Raw genomic sequence first — 14,222 nt, forward strand, 5'->3', positions numbered from 1 at the left:
CCGGCGGGCCCGTCAGCGCGCGCTCGCCTCGTGGACCAGGTCGGCGAGGCGGGCGAGCATGTCGGGGTTCGTCGCCGGCAGCACGCCGTGCCCCAGGTTGAAGACGTGGCCCTCGGCGGTACGGCCGCGCTCCAGGACGTCGCGCGCCCGCCGCTCGACGACCTCCCAGGGGGCGAACAGCAGCGCCGGGTCCAGGTTGCCCTGGAGGGCCTTGCCGGCCTCGACCCGGCGGACGGCCTCGTCGAGCGGCACCCGCCAGTCGACGCCCACCACGTCGGCCCCGGCCTCGCCCATCAGCCCGAGCAGCTCGCCCGTGCCGACGCCGAAGTGGATGCGGGGCACGCCCAGCGGCTCCATCGCCGCGAAGATGCGGCGGGTGTGCGGCAGCACCGACGCCCGGTAGTCCTCCGGCGCGACCGCGCCCACCCACGAGTCGAACACCTGGATCGCGCTGGCGCCCGCGGCCACCTGGACCTTCAGGAACCCGATCGTGATGTCGGCGAGCCGCTCCATCAGCTCCGCCCACAGCTCGGGCTCCCCGTACATCAGGGCCTTCGTGCGGTCGTGGTTCTTGGACGGGCCGCCCTCGATCAGGTACGAGGCGAGCGTGAACGGGCCGCCCGCGAACCCGATCAGCGGGGTGCCACCCAGCTCGCCGACCAGGCCGCGCACGGCCTCGGTGACGTACGGCACGTCGTCGGGCTCCAGCGGGCGCAGCCGCGCCGCGTCCGCGCGGTCCCGGATCGGGTCGGCGATCACCGGGCCGACGCCCGGCTTGATGTCCAGGTCGATCCCGATGGCGCGCAGCGGCACCATGATGTCGCTGAAGAAGATCGCGGCGTCCACCGCGTACCGCCGCACCGGCTGCATCGTGATCTCCACGATCAGGTCCGGCCGGGCGCACGCCTCCAGCATCGCCACGCCCTCGCGGGCCTTAAGGTACTCCGGGAGCGACCGGCCGGCCTGGCGCATGAACCAGACCGGGGTGTGCGGAACGGGCTCGCGGCGGCACGCCTTCAGGAAGGCGCTCTCGCGGAGCCCGGCGGAGTCCTGCGGAACATCAGCGTCGGTGACCACCCCACGATGGTCCCACGGCCTCGCCGGACCCGCGCACCAGGTCCCCTGGTGCCCGTACGGCCGCCCCGGCCGTCCACGAAGTTCCGGACACGCCGAGCGAAGTCCCGCATTCTGTCGGTGGCTCGTGCGAACGTGATCCGTGTCATAGCCGAGGGAGGTCCCCCTTGTACTGTTCCACCTGCGGCGACGAGCGCGAATTCGAGCGGCCGCCCTGCCAGGACGGGCACGGCCCCGACTGCCCCGAGCTGGCGTGCGTCGAGTGCGGCTCGGCCGTCCTGACCGGCTTCCCGGCCGGCACCCCGGGCCCCGCCTCCGATGCCGATGCCGACTCCGATGCCGGCGCCGGCTCCGCCGCCCCCTCGGCGCCCGCTCCGGCCCCCGGCCCTCCGGGGTCCGGCCGGACCGCGTCCCAGCGGGCCGTGGCCTGACCGGCCCGGCCCCCGAAACGAAATCACCTGTGCTGTGCCTGTCTCCTCCACGCCCCCCGGCCTCACGGGCTGCCCTCCCGGGCACCCGAACGGCCCCCACCGGCCTTACCGCCCCGCGCCGCCGCCCGCGGCCGGCGCCACGGCCGACCTCCCCGACCCACTCCCCGCCGACCTTCCCGGCGGCCTCCCCGGTGACCCCGGCGGCGATGCCGACCTCACGGCCGGTGCGCCCGTGACCCCGGCGCCGTTCCAGAAGGCGGTCGAGACGCTGCGCGCGATCATCGACGGCCCGCCGCTGCGGCCCGAGCTCGACCTGGAGGACATGCCCGCCCCCCAGCGCCTGGCGCCGTACGCCACGGCCATGTCGGGCAGCGTCTACCGCGAGGACGACACCGAGGTCGCGATGGGGCGGCTGATCGTCCTGTACGACCCCGAGGGCCGCTCCGGCTGGACCGGCGGGTTCCGCGTGGTGGCCTACATCCGGGCCGACCTGGAGCCGGAGATCGCCGCCGACGAGCTGATCGGCCCGGTGGCCTGGAGCTGGCTGCTGGAGGCGCTGGAGCCGGCCGGGTACGCGGGCGAGTCCGGCACGATCACCCGCGCGGTCTCCGAGAGCTTCGGCGACAAGCGCGACGAGCCGTCCACCACCGAGCTGGAGCTGCGCGCCTCGTGGTCCCCGACGGGCGACGACCTGGAGGGGCACGTGCGCGCGTGGTGCGAGGTGATGTGCACCACGGCGGGCCTGCCGCCCTCCGGTGTCAGCGCGCTGCCGGACCGCCCCGGCGGCGCGACCGGCTGAGCGACGTACGGTAGGGGGCGTGGGAAGCACAGCGTCCGAGACCGAGACGGCCGGCGGCGGCGCGCGAGCGACCGGTCCGGCGGCCGTCCGGTCCGAATCAGCGTCCGAGGAGTCCGCCACGACCGACCAGGCCACCGAGCCCGAGTCCGCCACACCCGCCCCGGCGCCCGCCGGCGCGGGGCCCGCGCCTGCCACGGCCGCCGCCGCGGCCACGACCGCCGCCGGCGCGGCCGTCGAGCCCGCCGTCCGCGCCGCGGTCCCGCTGCTCGAACCCCGCGAGGGCGTGCCCCCGGTGATCGCCGACGCGGCGGGGTTGGAACGTGTCATCGCCGCGTTCGCCGCCGGCACCGGCCCGGTCGCGGTCGACGCCGAGCGCGCCTCCGGCTACCGCTACGGCCAGCGGGCGTACCTGATCCAGCTGCGCCGCGACGGGGCCGGCACGGCGCTGATCGACCCGATCGCCTGCCCGGACCTGTCCGCCCTGGACGCGGCGCTCGCCGACACCGAGATGGTGCTGCACGCGGCCAACCAGGACCTGCCCTGCCTGGCGGAGGTCGGCCTGGCGCCGCGGCGGCTGTTCGACACCGAGCTGGCCGGGCGGCTGCTCGGCTACCCCCGGGTCGGGCTCGGCTCCATGGTCGACAACGTCCTCGGCTTCGCGCTGGAGAAGGGGCACTCGGCCGCCGACTGGTCGACCCGCCCGCTGCCGGAGGACTGGCTGCGCTACGCCGCGCTGGACGTCGAGCTGCTGGTGGACCTGCGCGACGCCCTGGAGGAGCGGCTGGCCGAAGCGGGCAAGCTCGAATGGGCGCTGCAGGAGTTCGCGGCGATCCTCGCCACCCCGCCCAAGACGCCCAGGCCCGATCCGTGGCGCCGCACGTCCGGCATCCACCGGGTGCGCAACCGCCGCGCGCTGGCCGTCGTCCGGGAGGTCTGGGAGGCCCGCGACCGGATCGCCCAGGAGCGCGACCTGTCCCCCGGCCGCGTCCTCCAGGACGCGGCGATCATCGAGCTGGCGCTCACCACCCCCAAGACGCCGGCGGAGCTGCACGCGCTCCCGACGATGCGCAACCGGGGCGCCCGCCGCCACTCGACCGCGTGGCTGCGGGCGGTGTCGCGGGCCAGGGGGCTGCCCGACAAGGCGCTGCCCGAGTCCAACCTGCCCGGTGACGGCCCGCCGCCGGCGCACCGCTGGGCCGAGCGCGACCCCGAGGCCGCCAAGCGCCTCACCGCGGCCCGCGCCGTGGTCGCGGCGCTCGCCGACGAGCACGCGCTTCCCACGGAGAACCTGCTCCAGCCCGACTCCGTACGGCGCCTGGCGTGGTCCCCTCCCCAGGAGACCACGCCGGACGCCATCGCGGCCGCCCTGCGCGCGCTGGGCGCCCGCGCCTGGCAGCTCGACCTGGTGGCCAAGCCCTTGGCGAAGGCGCTACTCCGCCTGGAGTGCAAGGGCGGCCTGTAGGGCCGCGCTCACACGCCGCCCATCGCCTGGGCCAGCTTCCGGAAGGGGGCGGCCTCGGCGGGGCGGTTCCGCCGCTCCAGGGTGCGGGCGAGGGCCTCGTGCGCCCACGCGTTGCACGGGTCGAGGTCCACCAGGTGGCGGAGCGTCTCCTCGGCCCGCGCCAGCTGGGCGGAGTGGAAGTAGGCGCGGCCGAGCAGCTCGACGACCTCGCGGTTGCCGGGGTGCTCGTCGGCGAGGGGCGCCAGGATCCGCGCGGCCTCGGCGGGGTCGCGCATGTCGAAGTACAGGCGGGCCCTCTCGAAGGTCTCGAAGTGCTGCTGAATCGCCATGCCCGCGGAACGCGCGGCCGCCCCCGGCTATTCCGTCACAGGTCGGGCAGCGGGTCGCGGGGCAGGCTGTCGCGGTCGAAGATCTCCGCGTCGGCGGCGTTCACGACCGGCACGTACTCGTCGTCGACCTCGAAGAACGCGCCCGCGAACTCGAAGGACGCCCCGTTCCCCGTCTCCACCGGGCCGATCCGGGTGCCGCGCGGGTAGCTGCCCCACACGCTGCGCGGCTTGGAGCCGCTGAGCGACCCGGTGGAGATCACGGCGATCTGCTCGTCGGTCACGACGAAGACGAAACCGGCGCCGCCGCCGTACGTCATCGCGGGGAAGATGTAGCGGATCTCCCCCTCGATGCCCAGGAACTCGCGGCATCGGTCGCGCAGCGGGCGTGGGACCGGCATGGCGGCGGGAACCTCCAGCGAACGGGGCGTCGTCGGCCGTCCCAATCATGCACCGCTTCCTCAGACCGTGGCCAGAGCCGCCGTCGGCGACAGCCGCGCCGCCCGCATCGCCGGGTAGAGGCCCGCCGCCGTTCCGATCGCGAGCGTCGCCGCCAGGGCGCCGCCGAGGGCCCACGGCGGGACGACCGGGGGCCAGCCGCGATACAGGGCGAACCCGGCCGTCACCGCCGCGCCCAGGACGGTCCCGGCGGCGCCCCCCAGGGCCGACAGCAGCAGCGATTCGGCCAGGAACTGGACTCTCACCTGCCCGCGGGTGGCGCCGAGCGAGCGGCGCAGGCCGATCTCGCGGCGCCGCTCCAGCACGGATATCACCATGGTGTTGGCGACCCCGACGCCGCCGACCAGCAGCGCGACCGCGCCCAGGCCGAGCAGGAGGCCGGTGAACGCCCCGGCCGCGGCGGCCTTGGCCTCCAGGGCGTCCGAGGGCCGGCTCACCTCGACCTCCTCGGGGTTCTCCGGGTTGACCGTACGGGCGAGGACGGCCCGGACGTCGGCCACCGAGGCGTCCGTGGACCGCTCGTACAGCCGCGTCGGGTGCCCGTCGAAGCCGAGGTACCGCTCGGCCGCCTCCCAGCCGACCAGGGCGGAGCGGTCGATCTCGGGCGCGAGTTCCGCGGCGTTCAGGACGCCGAGGACGGTGAACCAGCGCCCGCCGATCCACACCCGTCCGCCGGGCCGGTCGAGGCCGAGCCGCCGCGCCGCCTCGGCCCCGAGGACCACGCCCGGGTAGCGGGCGGTGGCGGCGTTCAGCCAGGTCCCCTGCCGGACGGTCGCACCGAGCGTCCCGAGGAGCTCCTGGGACGCGGCCGCGACGCCGATCCCGTGCGTGATCTCCGCGGGGATCCGGTCGGTGCGGCGGACGGTCGCGTCGACCGTCCCGGTGGCGCCGACCGCGGTGACCGGCCCGATCCGCGCGACCATCGCGGCCGAGCCGCGCGGCAGCCGGGCCCGCTCGCCGAACAGCGTGTCGCCGGGCTCGGCGGTCAGCAGGTTGGTGCCCAGCCGGTCCAGCCGCCGCAGCAGGTCCTCCTTGCTGGACGCGGAGATCCCGATGACGGCGACCATGGTGGCGATCCCGATCGCGATGCCCAGCGCCGACAGCACCACCCGCGCCGGCCGGGCGCGCAGCCCGGCCAGGCCGACGCGCACCACGTCCGGCCCGGACAGCCGCGCCGGCACGAGCCCGCTCATCGGACGACCTCCCCGTCCCGCATCCGGACCCGCCGCGGCGCCCGCCCCGCCACCTCCATGTCGTGCGTGATGATCGCGACGGTGGTGCCGGCCGCGTGCAGGCCGTCCAGCAGCTCCAGGACCTCCGCGCCCGCCGCGGAGTCGAGGTTGCCGGTCGGCTCGTCGGCGAGGAGCAGGTCCGGCTCCCCGACCACGGCCCGCGCCACCGCCACCCGCTGCTGCTCGCCGCCCGACAGCTGGGCCGGGCGGTGCCCGGCGCGGTGCGCGAGCCCGACCCGTTCCAGCGCGGCCCGGGCCCGCTCCCGGCGCTCCTTCAGGGGGACGCCGCCGTAGAGGAGCCCGTCGGCGACGTTGTCGAGCGCGGCGGCGCCCGGGGCGAGGTGGAACTGCTGGAAGACGAACCCGATGTGCCGCGCCCGCAGCGCCGACAGCTCCCGGTCGTCCAGCGCCCCGATCTCGTGCCCGGCGATCCGCACCGTGCCGGCGCTCGGCCGGTCCAGCGTCCCGATCATGTGCAGCAGGGTCGACTTCCCCGACCCCGAGGGGCCGACGATGGCGGCCAGCTCGCCGCGCTCGATGACCAGGTCGACGCCCTTGAGGGCCGCGACACCGCCGCCGTAGCGCTTGGCGACCCCCGCCAGCTCGACGATGCGCTCACCCACCGGACGGCACCCCCACCCTCATGCCCGCGGCCAGGCCGGTCCCGCCGACCTCGACCCGGCCGCCGCCGAACGCCCCGATCCGCACCGGGACCACGCGCCGGCCCGCCCCCTCGACGGCCTCGACCCCGAAGCCGCCCTCCTTCAGGGCCAGCAGCGCCTCGACCGGCACCGACAGCACGTCCGCGCGCCGCTCGCTCTCCAGCTCCACGGTCACCGGCGCCTGGTCCAGCCGCGTCCCGCCGCCGCCGTCCAGCGAGATCTCCACGTCCACGGTCGTCGCGGGGTTCTGCTCGGTGCCGGTCTGCTCGGCGACCGTCCCCACGCTCTCGACGCGGCCCCGCACCACCTTCCCGCCGGGCAGCTCCACCGACACCCGCGCGCCCTCGCGCGCCATGTCCTGCTCGTCGGCGTCCAGGTCGACGTGGACGACCCGCCGCGTCCCCGCGACGGTCAGCACCGGCTGCCCCGCGCCCGTCCGCTTGCCCTCGGGCGCCTCGACCTCCTTCACCCGCACGGCGTGCGGCAGGAAGACGACCTGGCGCGCGTCCACGCTCCCGGTGACGTCCAGGCCCAGATCGTCCTGCCACTCCCGGACGGCGGCGTCGGTCGCCCCGGTGAACTCCCTGTCGACGGTCAGCCCCTCCCCGTACCCGAGGGCGTCGAGGTTGCTCTCCAGCTGCCGGACGTCGGCCCCGGCGGAGACGCCTTGCCGCAGCGTCCGGTACATGGGCGTTCCCCCGTACAGCAACACCACGGGCTCGCCCCGCACCCGTATGAGCGGCTTCCCCCGCCGTACGGTCGCCCCCTGCGCCGGCGCCCAGGTGACGACACCCGAGGCGCCGGTCCAGACGGACCGCTCCCCGCCGTAGGTCAGCGTCCCGTCGACCTTCTCGGTGTCCACCAGGTCGCCCCTGGTGACCGCGGCCGTGGCCGGCTCCGGCTTCCCGTTGGCCCGCGCCCGCCCGCCGTCCCCGGCCAGGGCCCACGCGGCCCCGCCGCCCGCGACGACGGTCACGGCCGCCCCGGCCGCCAGCGCCCGCCTCACCCGTTCCTCCCCGGAAGCAGGTGCCCGCACAGCTCGCGCGCCTTCTCCAGTTCCGTCCGGTCGACGTTCTGCATGACGCCCTTGAGGCCGTCCTCGCCCACCGGATCGGGGATGTCGATCCCGTTCTGGCGGGCGCAGCGCGCGAACCGGACGAGCTTGTCCCGGGTCTCGGGATCGTTCAGGTCGGGCAGCTTCCCGGTGGCCTCCAGGAAGTGCCGGCACTTCTCCATCGCGGCCTGGAGCTTCTTCGTGTCGCCCCGCCTGGGGATCTCCATCCGGAAGTCCCGGCCGGGCTTGGGGTCGGGAACGTCCACCCCGTTGTCCCGCAGGCACCGCGCGAACCGCAGCTGGGCGTCCTCGGGGCTCAGCGACCGCGACGGCGAGGCCGACGCCTGCGCCGCCCGTCCTCCCCCGGCACTGGCGACGCCGCTCCCCCGCTCCTCGCCCCCGCACGCCGCGAGCCCCGCCAGCACCGGCCCTGCGGCCAGCGCGAGGACCCATCCACGAAGCCTCATCCCGTCCTCTCCGCCGAAGGCACCCTGCCTCCAGCGGAGCCAATGAGACCGCCGCCGAGGTTAGACGAGCGTTAACCGGGGCTCACGGCCCGGAGAGGCCGTCGAGCGGCTCGGGGGAGATCTTCAGGTCGGTCTCGGGGTCCTTGCAGGTACGGGGCCTACAACGGGGGTCATGGGGCTGACACGACGGGGATTCATGGCAGGTGCCGGCCTGGCGGGGGCGGCCGCGGTCGCGGGCGGGGCCGCGGCGTTCCGGCAGGAGCCGGCGCGGAGCGCGCCGGTGAGCGGGCCGGAGCGGTACGCGACGCGGCCGGACATCGAGCTGCCCGAGATCACGGTGCGGCGGACGGGGGCCACGGCCGGCGGCGCGCTGTTCCTGACCCCGCACCGGGGCACGGGGCAGAGCGACGCGCTGATCCTGGACGGGGACGGGCGGCCGGTCTGGTTCCAGCGCTCCGAGCGGCTGATCACCGATCTGCGGGTGCAGACCTACCGGGGCGAGCCGGTGCTGACGTACTGGGAGGGCGAGCGCCTGGAGGGCGGGCACGGCCGGGGCGCCGGGATCGTCCTGGACCGGAGCTACCGGAGGATCGCGACGGTGCGGACCGGGAACGGGGTGGAGACGGACTTCCACGAGTTCCGGCTCACCGGCCGGGGGACGGCGCTGCTGATCGCGTACCCGAAGGTGACCGCCGACCTGCGGGCGCTCGGCGGGGCCCGGGACGGGCAGATGGTCGACAACCGGATCCAGGAGGTCGACGTCCGCACCGGCCGGGTGCTGCTGGACTGGAGCGCGCGGCGGCATCTGGCGCTGGACGAGAGCTTCGTGCGGGCCGGGGAGGGCACGCTCGACCCGTTCCACGTGAACTCGGTCGAGGCGGACGGCGAGACGCTGCTGGTGTCGGCCCGCAACACGCACACCGTGTACTCGCTGGACCGCCGGACGGGCGCGGTGCGGTGGCGGCTGGGCGGCAGGAGGAGCGACTTCGCGATGGGGGCGGCGGCCTCGTTCGCCTGGCAGCACGACGCCCGGCGGGTCGCCGGCGGGCGCCTCTCGCTGTTCGACAACCACATCGCGAACGTCGGGGACGGGCCGTCGCGCGGCATCGTCCTCGACGTGGACGAGGAGCGGCGGCGGGCGTCGCTGGCGAGCACGTTCGCGGTCGGCTCGCGCTTCGGCCAGTACATGGGCAACCTGCAGAGCCTCGCCGGCGGCAACCTGCTGGTCGGCTGGGGTTCCACGACCGGGGCGACCGAGTTCGCGCCGGACGGCACGGTCGTCATGGAGCTAGCGCTGGGCGAGAGCGCCTCGTACCGGGCGTACCGGATGGAGTGGGAGGGCAGGCCCGCGACCAGGCCCGACGTCGCGGCAGGGCCGCTGGACGGGCACCGGATCGAGGTCCACGCCAGCTGGAACGGCGCGACCGGCGTGGCGGGCTGGCGGTTCCTGTCCGGGGCGGCGGAGGGCTCGCTGGCGACGGCGGCGACGGTTCGGCGGGCCGGGTTCGAGACGTCCGCGGTGATCGGGCGGGCGAGGTGCGTCGCCGTGGAGGCGCTCGGCGCGGACGGGGCGGTGCTGGCGCGCTCGGCGGCGCGGGCGGTGGCCTGATCCGGCAAGATTCCGATCACGCTGGGTCTGTCGGGCCGCGCCCGCTCTTGCGATGTTGGAGGGCATGAGATCACGAATTCTGGGTGTGGCGATGGCCGTGGGCCTGCTGGTCCCCCTGGGCGGGACGGCGCAGGCGAAGGCGTTCCCCGACCGCCTCGCGCTGCCGGACGGGTTCCAGCCGGAGGGCATCGCCACCGGGCCGGGCCCGGTGGCGTACTTCGGGTCGCGGGTCGACGGGCGGATCTGGCGCGCCGACCTGCGCACGGGCGAGGGCCGCGTCTTCAGCCCGGGCCCGGGGACCCCGTCGCTGGGGCTGAAGACCGGGAACGGGCTGCTGTACGTCGCGGGCGGCACCGGCGGCGACGCCCGGCTGGTCGACCTGAGGAGCGGCCGGGTGCTGAAGCGGCACGTCCTGGCCACCGGGACCGCGTTCGTGAACGATCTGGTCCTGACCCGGGACGCCGCGTGGGTGACCGACTCGGCCAACCCCGTCCTGTACCGGCTGCCGCTCGGCACCAGGGGCGCGGCGAAGACGGTCCCCCTCAAGGGCGACATCCAGTACCAGACCGGGACCAACGCCAACGGGATCGTGCAGTCGCCCGACCGCCGGTCGCTGCTGGTCGTGCAGTCCAACACCGGCCGGCTCTTCAAGGTGAACCCCCGGACGGGGCACGCGAAGGCCGTGGACCTCGGCGGCGAGTCCCTCCAGTTCGGCGACGGGATGCTGATCGAGGGGAGCACGCTGTACGTCGTCCAGAACCGGCTCGACGCGGTGGCCGTCCTGAAGGTCGCCCGGGACGGGTCGAGCGCGCGGGTGGTGGAGCGGATCACCGACCCGCGGTTCGACGTGCCGGCGACGGTCGCGCGGTTCGGGCACCGGCTGTACCTGCCGAACGCCCGGTTCACCACTCCCCCGACGCCCACGACGCCGTACGACGCGGTCGCCGTCCGGCCCTGAGGCTTACCGCCGTTTAACGCCCGTCCCGGCATGCTTCCGGCATGCGCGTACTGATCGTTGAGGACGAGCGGGTGCTCGCGGACGCCATCGCCGAGGGCCTCCGGGAGGAGGCGATGGCGGTGGACGTCGCGTACGACGGGGACGCCGCCCTGGAGCGCGCCGCGTGCACCGGCTACGACGTGGTCGTGCTGGACCGGGACCTGCCGGGCGTGCACGGCGACGACGTGTGCCGGGAGCTGGCCGGGGGCCATCCGGGCCGGATCCTGATGCTGACCGCGGCGGGGGACGTCGAGCAGCGGGTGGACGGGCTGGCGCTGGGCGCCGACGACTACCTGCCCAAGCCGTTCGTGTTCGCCGAGCTGGTGGCGCGGGTGCGGGCGCTGGGCCGGCGGTCGGCGCCCGCCGTGCCGCCGGTGCTGGAGCGGGCCGGGGTACGGCTCGATCCGCACCGCCGGACGGTGCTGCGGGACGGCCGGCCCGTCCGGCTCACGAAGAAGGAGTTCACCGTCCTGGAGGAGCTGCTGCGCGCCGACGGCGGGGTGGTGAGCGCCGAGACGCTGCTGGACCGGGCGTGGGACGAGCACATCGACCCGTTCAGCAACATCGTCCGGGTCACGATGGCGACGCTGCGGAAGAAGCTCGGCGAGCCGCGGCTGATCGAGACCGTCACCGGCGCCGGCTACCGGCTGGAGGCGTGATGGCGCGGCCGGGCGTGCGGCCCCGCCTCAACCTGCGGGCGCGGCTGACACTGGTGTACGGGTCGCTGTTCCTGGCGTCGATCGCGGTGCTGGTCGCGGCCAGCTACGCGCTGGCGGCGCGGGCGATCGACGACCGCCTCGGGACGGTCCCGACCGGCCGGAGCATCACCGCGGAGCAGATCCTCACCGCGGCCGACCGGGTGCGGGCGATCACCGAGGCGAAGGCCGCGTACGACCGGCAGATCGAGGCGCAGAAGCGGGAGGTCCTGGCGCAGCTGCTGCAGACCTCGCTGCTCATGCTGGTGGTCTTCGGGGTGGTCGCGGTGGTGATCGGGTACCTGGTGGCGGGCCGGATGCTGCGGCCGCTGCACCGGGTGACCGCGACCGCGCGGCGGCTGTCGGAGAGCACCCTGCACGAGCGGATCGCGCTGGACGGCCCGCAGGACGAGATCAAGGACCTGGCCGACACCTTCGACCGGATGCTGGACCGGCTCGGCCGGGCGTTCGACGCGCAGCGGCGGTTCGTCGCGAACGCCTCGCACGAGCTGCGCACGCCGCTGACGATCAACCGGACGGTGCTGGAGGTGGCGCTGGCGAGCCGGAAGAACCCGCCGGAGACGAAGGCGCTGGCGGACGTCCTGCTGGGCAACACCGCCCGGCACGAGCGGCTGGTGGACGGGCTGCTGCTGCTCGCCCGGTCCGAGCGGGAGCCGCAGAACCCGGCGCCGACCCCGCTGCCGGACGTGGTGCGCAGCGCGCTCGACCAGGTCGAGGCGCACGGGCCGGCTGACCACGGGCCCGCCGAGGTCGAGATCGAGGCGCGGCTCGGGGACGCGGTGGTCGACGGCGATCCGGTGCTGCTCGAACGCTGCGCGGCCAACCTGCTGGAGAACGCGCTCAAGTACAACGTCGAGGGCGGCCGGGTCTGGGTCCGCACCGGGGAGCGGGACGGCCGGGCGGTCCTGCGCGTGGCCAACACCGGCAGGCCGGTCCCGTCGTACGAGATCGAGCGGATCTACGAGCCGTTCCGGCGGCTGCGGGCCGACCGGGTGGGCTCGGCGGACGGCGCCGGGCTGGGGCTGTCGATCGTCCGGGCGGTGGTGGAGGCGCACGGCGGGACGATCGAGACGGTGCCGCGGGACGGCGGCGGGCTGGCGATCACCGTGCGGTTTCCCGCGGCGGGCCGGGCTCCCGGTCCTGCGGTACGGGAGCCGCGTCCAGCGGCCGCGGCGCCCAGCTGACCCGGCCCTCGGGCGCGGTCGAGGGCCGCGCGGTGAGCCAGCGGTGCACGATCTTGCCGGTCGCGTTGCGCGGCAGCTCGCCGATGAAGTGCACGTCGCGCGGCACCGCGTAGCGGGCCACCCGGTCGTGGACGTGGGCGCGGACGCCGTCGGCGTCCGGCCGCGCGCCGGGGCGGAGCACGATGTAGGCGGCGAGCCGCTGGCCCCAGGCCGGGTCGGGGACGCCGACGACCGCGGCCTCCTGGACGCCGGGCATCGCCAGCAGGGCGTCCTCGACCTCGCGGGGGACGACGTTCTCGCCGCCGGAGACGACCATGCCGTCGGTGCGGCCGTCCACGAACAGCAGCCCGCGGTGGTCGATGTGGCCGAGGTCGCCGGTGCCGAGCATCCCGTCCCTGACCTCCATGGGGTCGCCGCTGGTGTAGCCCTCGAAGAGCAGCTCGTTGGCGGCGAAGATCTGGCCCCGGGTGGAGCGGCCGACCGGGCGGCCGGCCTCGTCCAGGACGGCCAGCGAGGTGTTGCGCGGCGGCCGGCCGGCGGTGCGGGGGTCGCGGCGCAGGTCGCGCGGGGTGGCGATGGCGACCCAGGAGACCTCGGTGGACCCGTACACGTTGTAGAGGACGTCGCCGAACGCGTCCATGAACCGGGTGGCGAGGTCGCCGGGGAGCGCGGCGCCGCTGAGCGCGGCCACGCGCAGCGAGGAGGCGTCGTACCGGCGGCGGACCTGCTCGGGCAGCTCCATGATCCGCTGGAGCATGACCGGGACGAGGAAGACGGCGGTCTCCCGGTGGGCGGCGATCGACCGCAGCGTCGCCTCGGGGTCGAACCGGCGGCGCAGCACGATCGGGGCGCGCAGGCCCCAGGCCATCTGGAGCGCGGCGTACCCCCAGGTGTGGAAGAGCGGCGCCTCGATGATCACGGTGTGCCGGGACCGCAGCGGGATCCGGGAGGTCATCGAGGCCAGCGACCACAGGCCGGGGCGGGGCGGGCGGCGGGCGCCCTTGGGCCGGCCGGTGGTGCCGGAACTGAGCACGATGGTGCGGCTCTGCACGCGCGGCGGGGCCAGCGGGGGCGCGGGCGCGGAGTGCACGATCTGGTCGAGGGTCGGCCCGGCGCCGTCCGGCCCGGCCAGGCCGGGCGGCCGGTCGGCCCAGACGACGGCGCGGCGCAGCGCGATCGGCACGCCGCCCAGCACGGGCGCGAACTCGGCGTCGGCGACGATGAGGTCCGGCCGCAGCTCGCCCAGCACGGCCCGGACCTGGCCGGGCCCGAACCCGGTGTTCAGCAGGACGACCTCGGCGCCGCGCTTGCTGCAGGCCACGAGCGTCTCCACCATCCCGCGGTGGTTGCGGCACAGCACGCCGACGCGGGCGCGCGGGCCGTCCAGCGGCAGGCCCACGGCGAGCCGGGTGCTGCGGTCGTCCAGCTCGGCGAAGCTCATCCGGCCGCGCTCGTCGATCACGGCGGGCCGGTGCGGGGCGCGGGCGACGGCGGCGGCGACCGCCCCGGCGAGCGTGGTGCCCCACCGGCGCAGCGCGCCGGCCTGGGCGAACGCGCGGTGCGGCGCGCCGCCGAAGAGCAGGCCGGTGCGCAGGAAGAGGGAGGTCAGGTCGCGGACGTGCCCGATCCGCCGCCGCATCCCCGGGCGGTACACGGGTCTCGCATGCACCACCGTGCCCTCCTCCGGTGATTTCCGGTCACGTTACCTACGGGCCCGTAGGCGGACAAGAGCCGCATCCGGGGCGTGCGA

15 protein-coding genes are annotated in these 14,222 nt (G+C 75.7%); 7 read left to right on the forward strand and 8 right to left on the reverse strand.

The window, feature by feature from the left end; all coding sequences use genetic code 11:
* Positions 1 to 12 precede the first annotated feature (12 nt).
* Complete coding sequence (gene hemE, locus ACA361_RS11160; protein ID WP_375011775.1) at positions 13 to 1,077, reverse strand: uroporphyrinogen decarboxylase; 1,065 nt, start codon at positions 1,075 to 1,077, stop codon at positions 13 to 15.
* A 164-nt stretch (positions 1,078 to 1,241) separates the two neighbouring features.
* Between hemE and ACA361_RS11165 the strand changes: the two genes are divergently transcribed.
* From ACA361_RS11165 to ACA361_RS11175, 3 genes are all read left to right on the forward strand, one after another.
* Positions 1,242 to 1,505, forward strand: coding sequence for a hypothetical protein (locus tag ACA361_RS11165; RefSeq protein ID WP_375011776.1), 264 nt, complete (start codon positions 1,242 to 1,244; stop codon positions 1,503 to 1,505).
* 232 nt (positions 1,506 to 1,737) lie between these two features.
* A complete protein-coding gene (locus tag ACA361_RS11170; RefSeq protein ID WP_375011777.1) occupies positions 1,738 to 2,304 on the forward strand; it encodes a DUF3000 domain-containing protein in 567 nt (188 codons plus the stop codon).
* 262 nt (positions 2,305 to 2,566) lie between these two features.
* Positions 2,567 to 3,766, forward strand: a complete 1,200-nt coding sequence (locus ACA361_RS11175; RefSeq protein WP_375012009.1) for a ribonuclease D — start codon at positions 2,567 to 2,569, stop codon at positions 3,764 to 3,766.
* Positions 3,767 to 3,774: 8 nt separating this feature from the next.
* Here ACA361_RS11175 and ACA361_RS11180 read toward each other — a convergent pair whose 3' ends face one another.
* Genes ACA361_RS11180 through ACA361_RS11205 form a run of 6 tightly spaced genes read right to left on the reverse strand, consistent with a single transcriptional unit; the run spans position 3,775 to position 7,966 of the window.
* Entirely contained in the window at positions 3,775 to 4,095 is a 321-nt protein-coding gene (locus ACA361_RS11180; RefSeq protein WP_375011778.1) for a tetratricopeptide repeat protein, read from the reverse strand.
* A 35-nt stretch (positions 4,096 to 4,130) separates the two neighbouring features.
* On the reverse strand, positions 4,131 to 4,493 hold the full coding sequence (locus ACA361_RS11185) for a hypothetical protein (RefSeq protein WP_375011779.1): 363 nt from the start codon (positions 4,491 to 4,493) through the stop codon (positions 4,131 to 4,133).
* 60 nt (positions 4,494 to 4,553) lie between these two features.
* On the reverse strand, positions 4,554 to 5,744 hold the full coding sequence (locus ACA361_RS11190) for an ABC transporter permease (RefSeq protein ID WP_375011780.1): 1,191 nt from the start codon (positions 5,742 to 5,744) through the stop codon (positions 4,554 to 4,556).
* On the reverse strand, positions 5,741 to 6,406 hold the full coding sequence (locus ACA361_RS11195; RefSeq protein WP_375011781.1) for an ABC transporter ATP-binding protein: 666 nt from the start codon (positions 6,404 to 6,406) through the stop codon (positions 5,741 to 5,743). The genes ACA361_RS11190 and ACA361_RS11195 overlap by 4 nt, the downstream gene beginning before the upstream one ends.
* Entirely contained in the window at positions 6,399 to 7,451 is a 1,053-nt protein-coding gene (locus ACA361_RS11200) for a peptidoglycan-binding protein (protein ID WP_375011782.1), read from the reverse strand. The genes ACA361_RS11195 and ACA361_RS11200 overlap by 8 nt, the downstream gene beginning before the upstream one ends.
* The gene (locus ACA361_RS11205) at positions 7,448 to 7,966 is read right to left on the reverse strand and encodes a hypothetical protein (RefSeq protein WP_375011784.1); all 519 of its coding nucleotides are present in this window, start codon (positions 7,964 to 7,966) and stop codon (positions 7,448 to 7,450) included. Before ACA361_RS11205 ends, ACA361_RS11200 begins: the two co-directional genes overlap by 4 nt.
* A 196-nt stretch (positions 7,967 to 8,162) precedes the next feature.
* On the opposite strand from ACA361_RS11205, the gene ACA361_RS11210 reads away from it, so the two are divergent.
* The 4 genes from ACA361_RS11210 (at position 8,163) to ACA361_RS11225 (ending at position 12,472) form a co-directional block, all read left to right on the forward strand.
* Positions 8,163 to 9,575 (forward strand): arylsulfotransferase family protein, encoded by a 1,413-nt coding sequence (locus tag ACA361_RS11210; protein ID WP_375011785.1) that lies wholly within the window; start codon positions 8,163 to 8,165, stop codon positions 9,573 to 9,575.
* Positions 9,576 to 9,639: 64 nt separating this feature from the next.
* Positions 9,640 to 10,533, forward strand: coding sequence for an SMP-30/gluconolactonase/LRE family protein (locus tag ACA361_RS11215; RefSeq protein WP_375011786.1), 894 nt, complete (start codon positions 9,640 to 9,642; stop codon positions 10,531 to 10,533).
* A gap of 41 nt (positions 10,534 to 10,574) precedes the next feature.
* Positions 10,575 to 11,231: a response regulator transcription factor gene (locus ACA361_RS11220; protein WP_375011787.1), complete on the forward strand. Its 657-nt coding sequence runs from the start codon at positions 10,575 to 10,577 to the stop codon at positions 11,229 to 11,231.
* Positions 11,231 to 12,472: a sensor histidine kinase gene (locus tag ACA361_RS11225; protein WP_375011788.1), complete on the forward strand. Its 1,242-nt coding sequence runs from the start codon at positions 11,231 to 11,233 to the stop codon at positions 12,470 to 12,472. The genes ACA361_RS11220 and ACA361_RS11225 overlap by 1 nt, the downstream gene beginning before the upstream one ends.
* Here ACA361_RS11225 and ACA361_RS11230 read toward each other — a convergent pair.
* On the reverse strand, positions 12,390 to 14,141 hold the full coding sequence (locus ACA361_RS11230; RefSeq protein WP_375011789.1) for an AMP-binding protein: 1,752 nt from the start codon (positions 14,139 to 14,141) through the stop codon (positions 12,390 to 12,392). The genes ACA361_RS11225 and ACA361_RS11230 overlap by 83 nt on opposite strands.
* Positions 14,142 to 14,222 lie beyond the last annotated feature (81 nt).

Origin of the sequence: Actinomadura sp. 21ATH (genome assembly GCF_041951345.1) — a bacterium.
Classification (GTDB): Bacteria; Actinomycetota; Actinomycetes; order Streptosporangiales; family Streptosporangiaceae; genus Spirillospora.

What these genes read in the sequence shown, in the direction of transcription:
- ACA361_RS11180 (WP_375011778.1), bottom strand. Translation starts at nt 4,095, where the DNA reads ATGGCGATTCAGCAGCACTTCGAGACCTTCGAGAGGGCCCGCCTGTAC.
- ACA361_RS11185 (WP_375011779.1), bottom strand. Translation starts at nt 4,493, where the DNA reads ATGCCGGTCCCACGCCCGCTGCGCGACCGATGCCGCGAGTTCCTGGGC.
- ACA361_RS11190 (WP_375011780.1), bottom strand. Translation starts at nt 5,744, where the DNA reads ATGAGCGGGCTCGTGCCGGCGCGGCTGTCCGGGCCGGACGTGGTGCGC.
- ACA361_RS11205 (WP_375011784.1), bottom strand. Translation starts at nt 7,966, where the DNA reads ATGAGGCTTCGTGGATGGGTCCTCGCGCTGGCCGCAGGGCCGGTGCTG.
- ACA361_RS11210 (WP_375011785.1), top strand. Translation starts at nt 8,163, where the DNA reads ATGGCAGGTGCCGGCCTGGCGGGGGCGGCCGCGGTCGCGGGCGGGGCC.
- ACA361_RS11215 (WP_375011786.1), top strand. Translation starts at nt 9,640, where the DNA reads ATGAGATCACGAATTCTGGGTGTGGCGATGGCCGTGGGCCTGCTGGTC.
- ACA361_RS11220 (WP_375011787.1), top strand. Translation starts at nt 10,575, where the DNA reads ATGCGCGTACTGATCGTTGAGGACGAGCGGGTGCTCGCGGACGCCATC.
- ACA361_RS11225 (WP_375011788.1), top strand. Translation starts at nt 11,231, where the DNA reads ATGGCGCGGCCGGGCGTGCGGCCCCGCCTCAACCTGCGGGCGCGGCTG.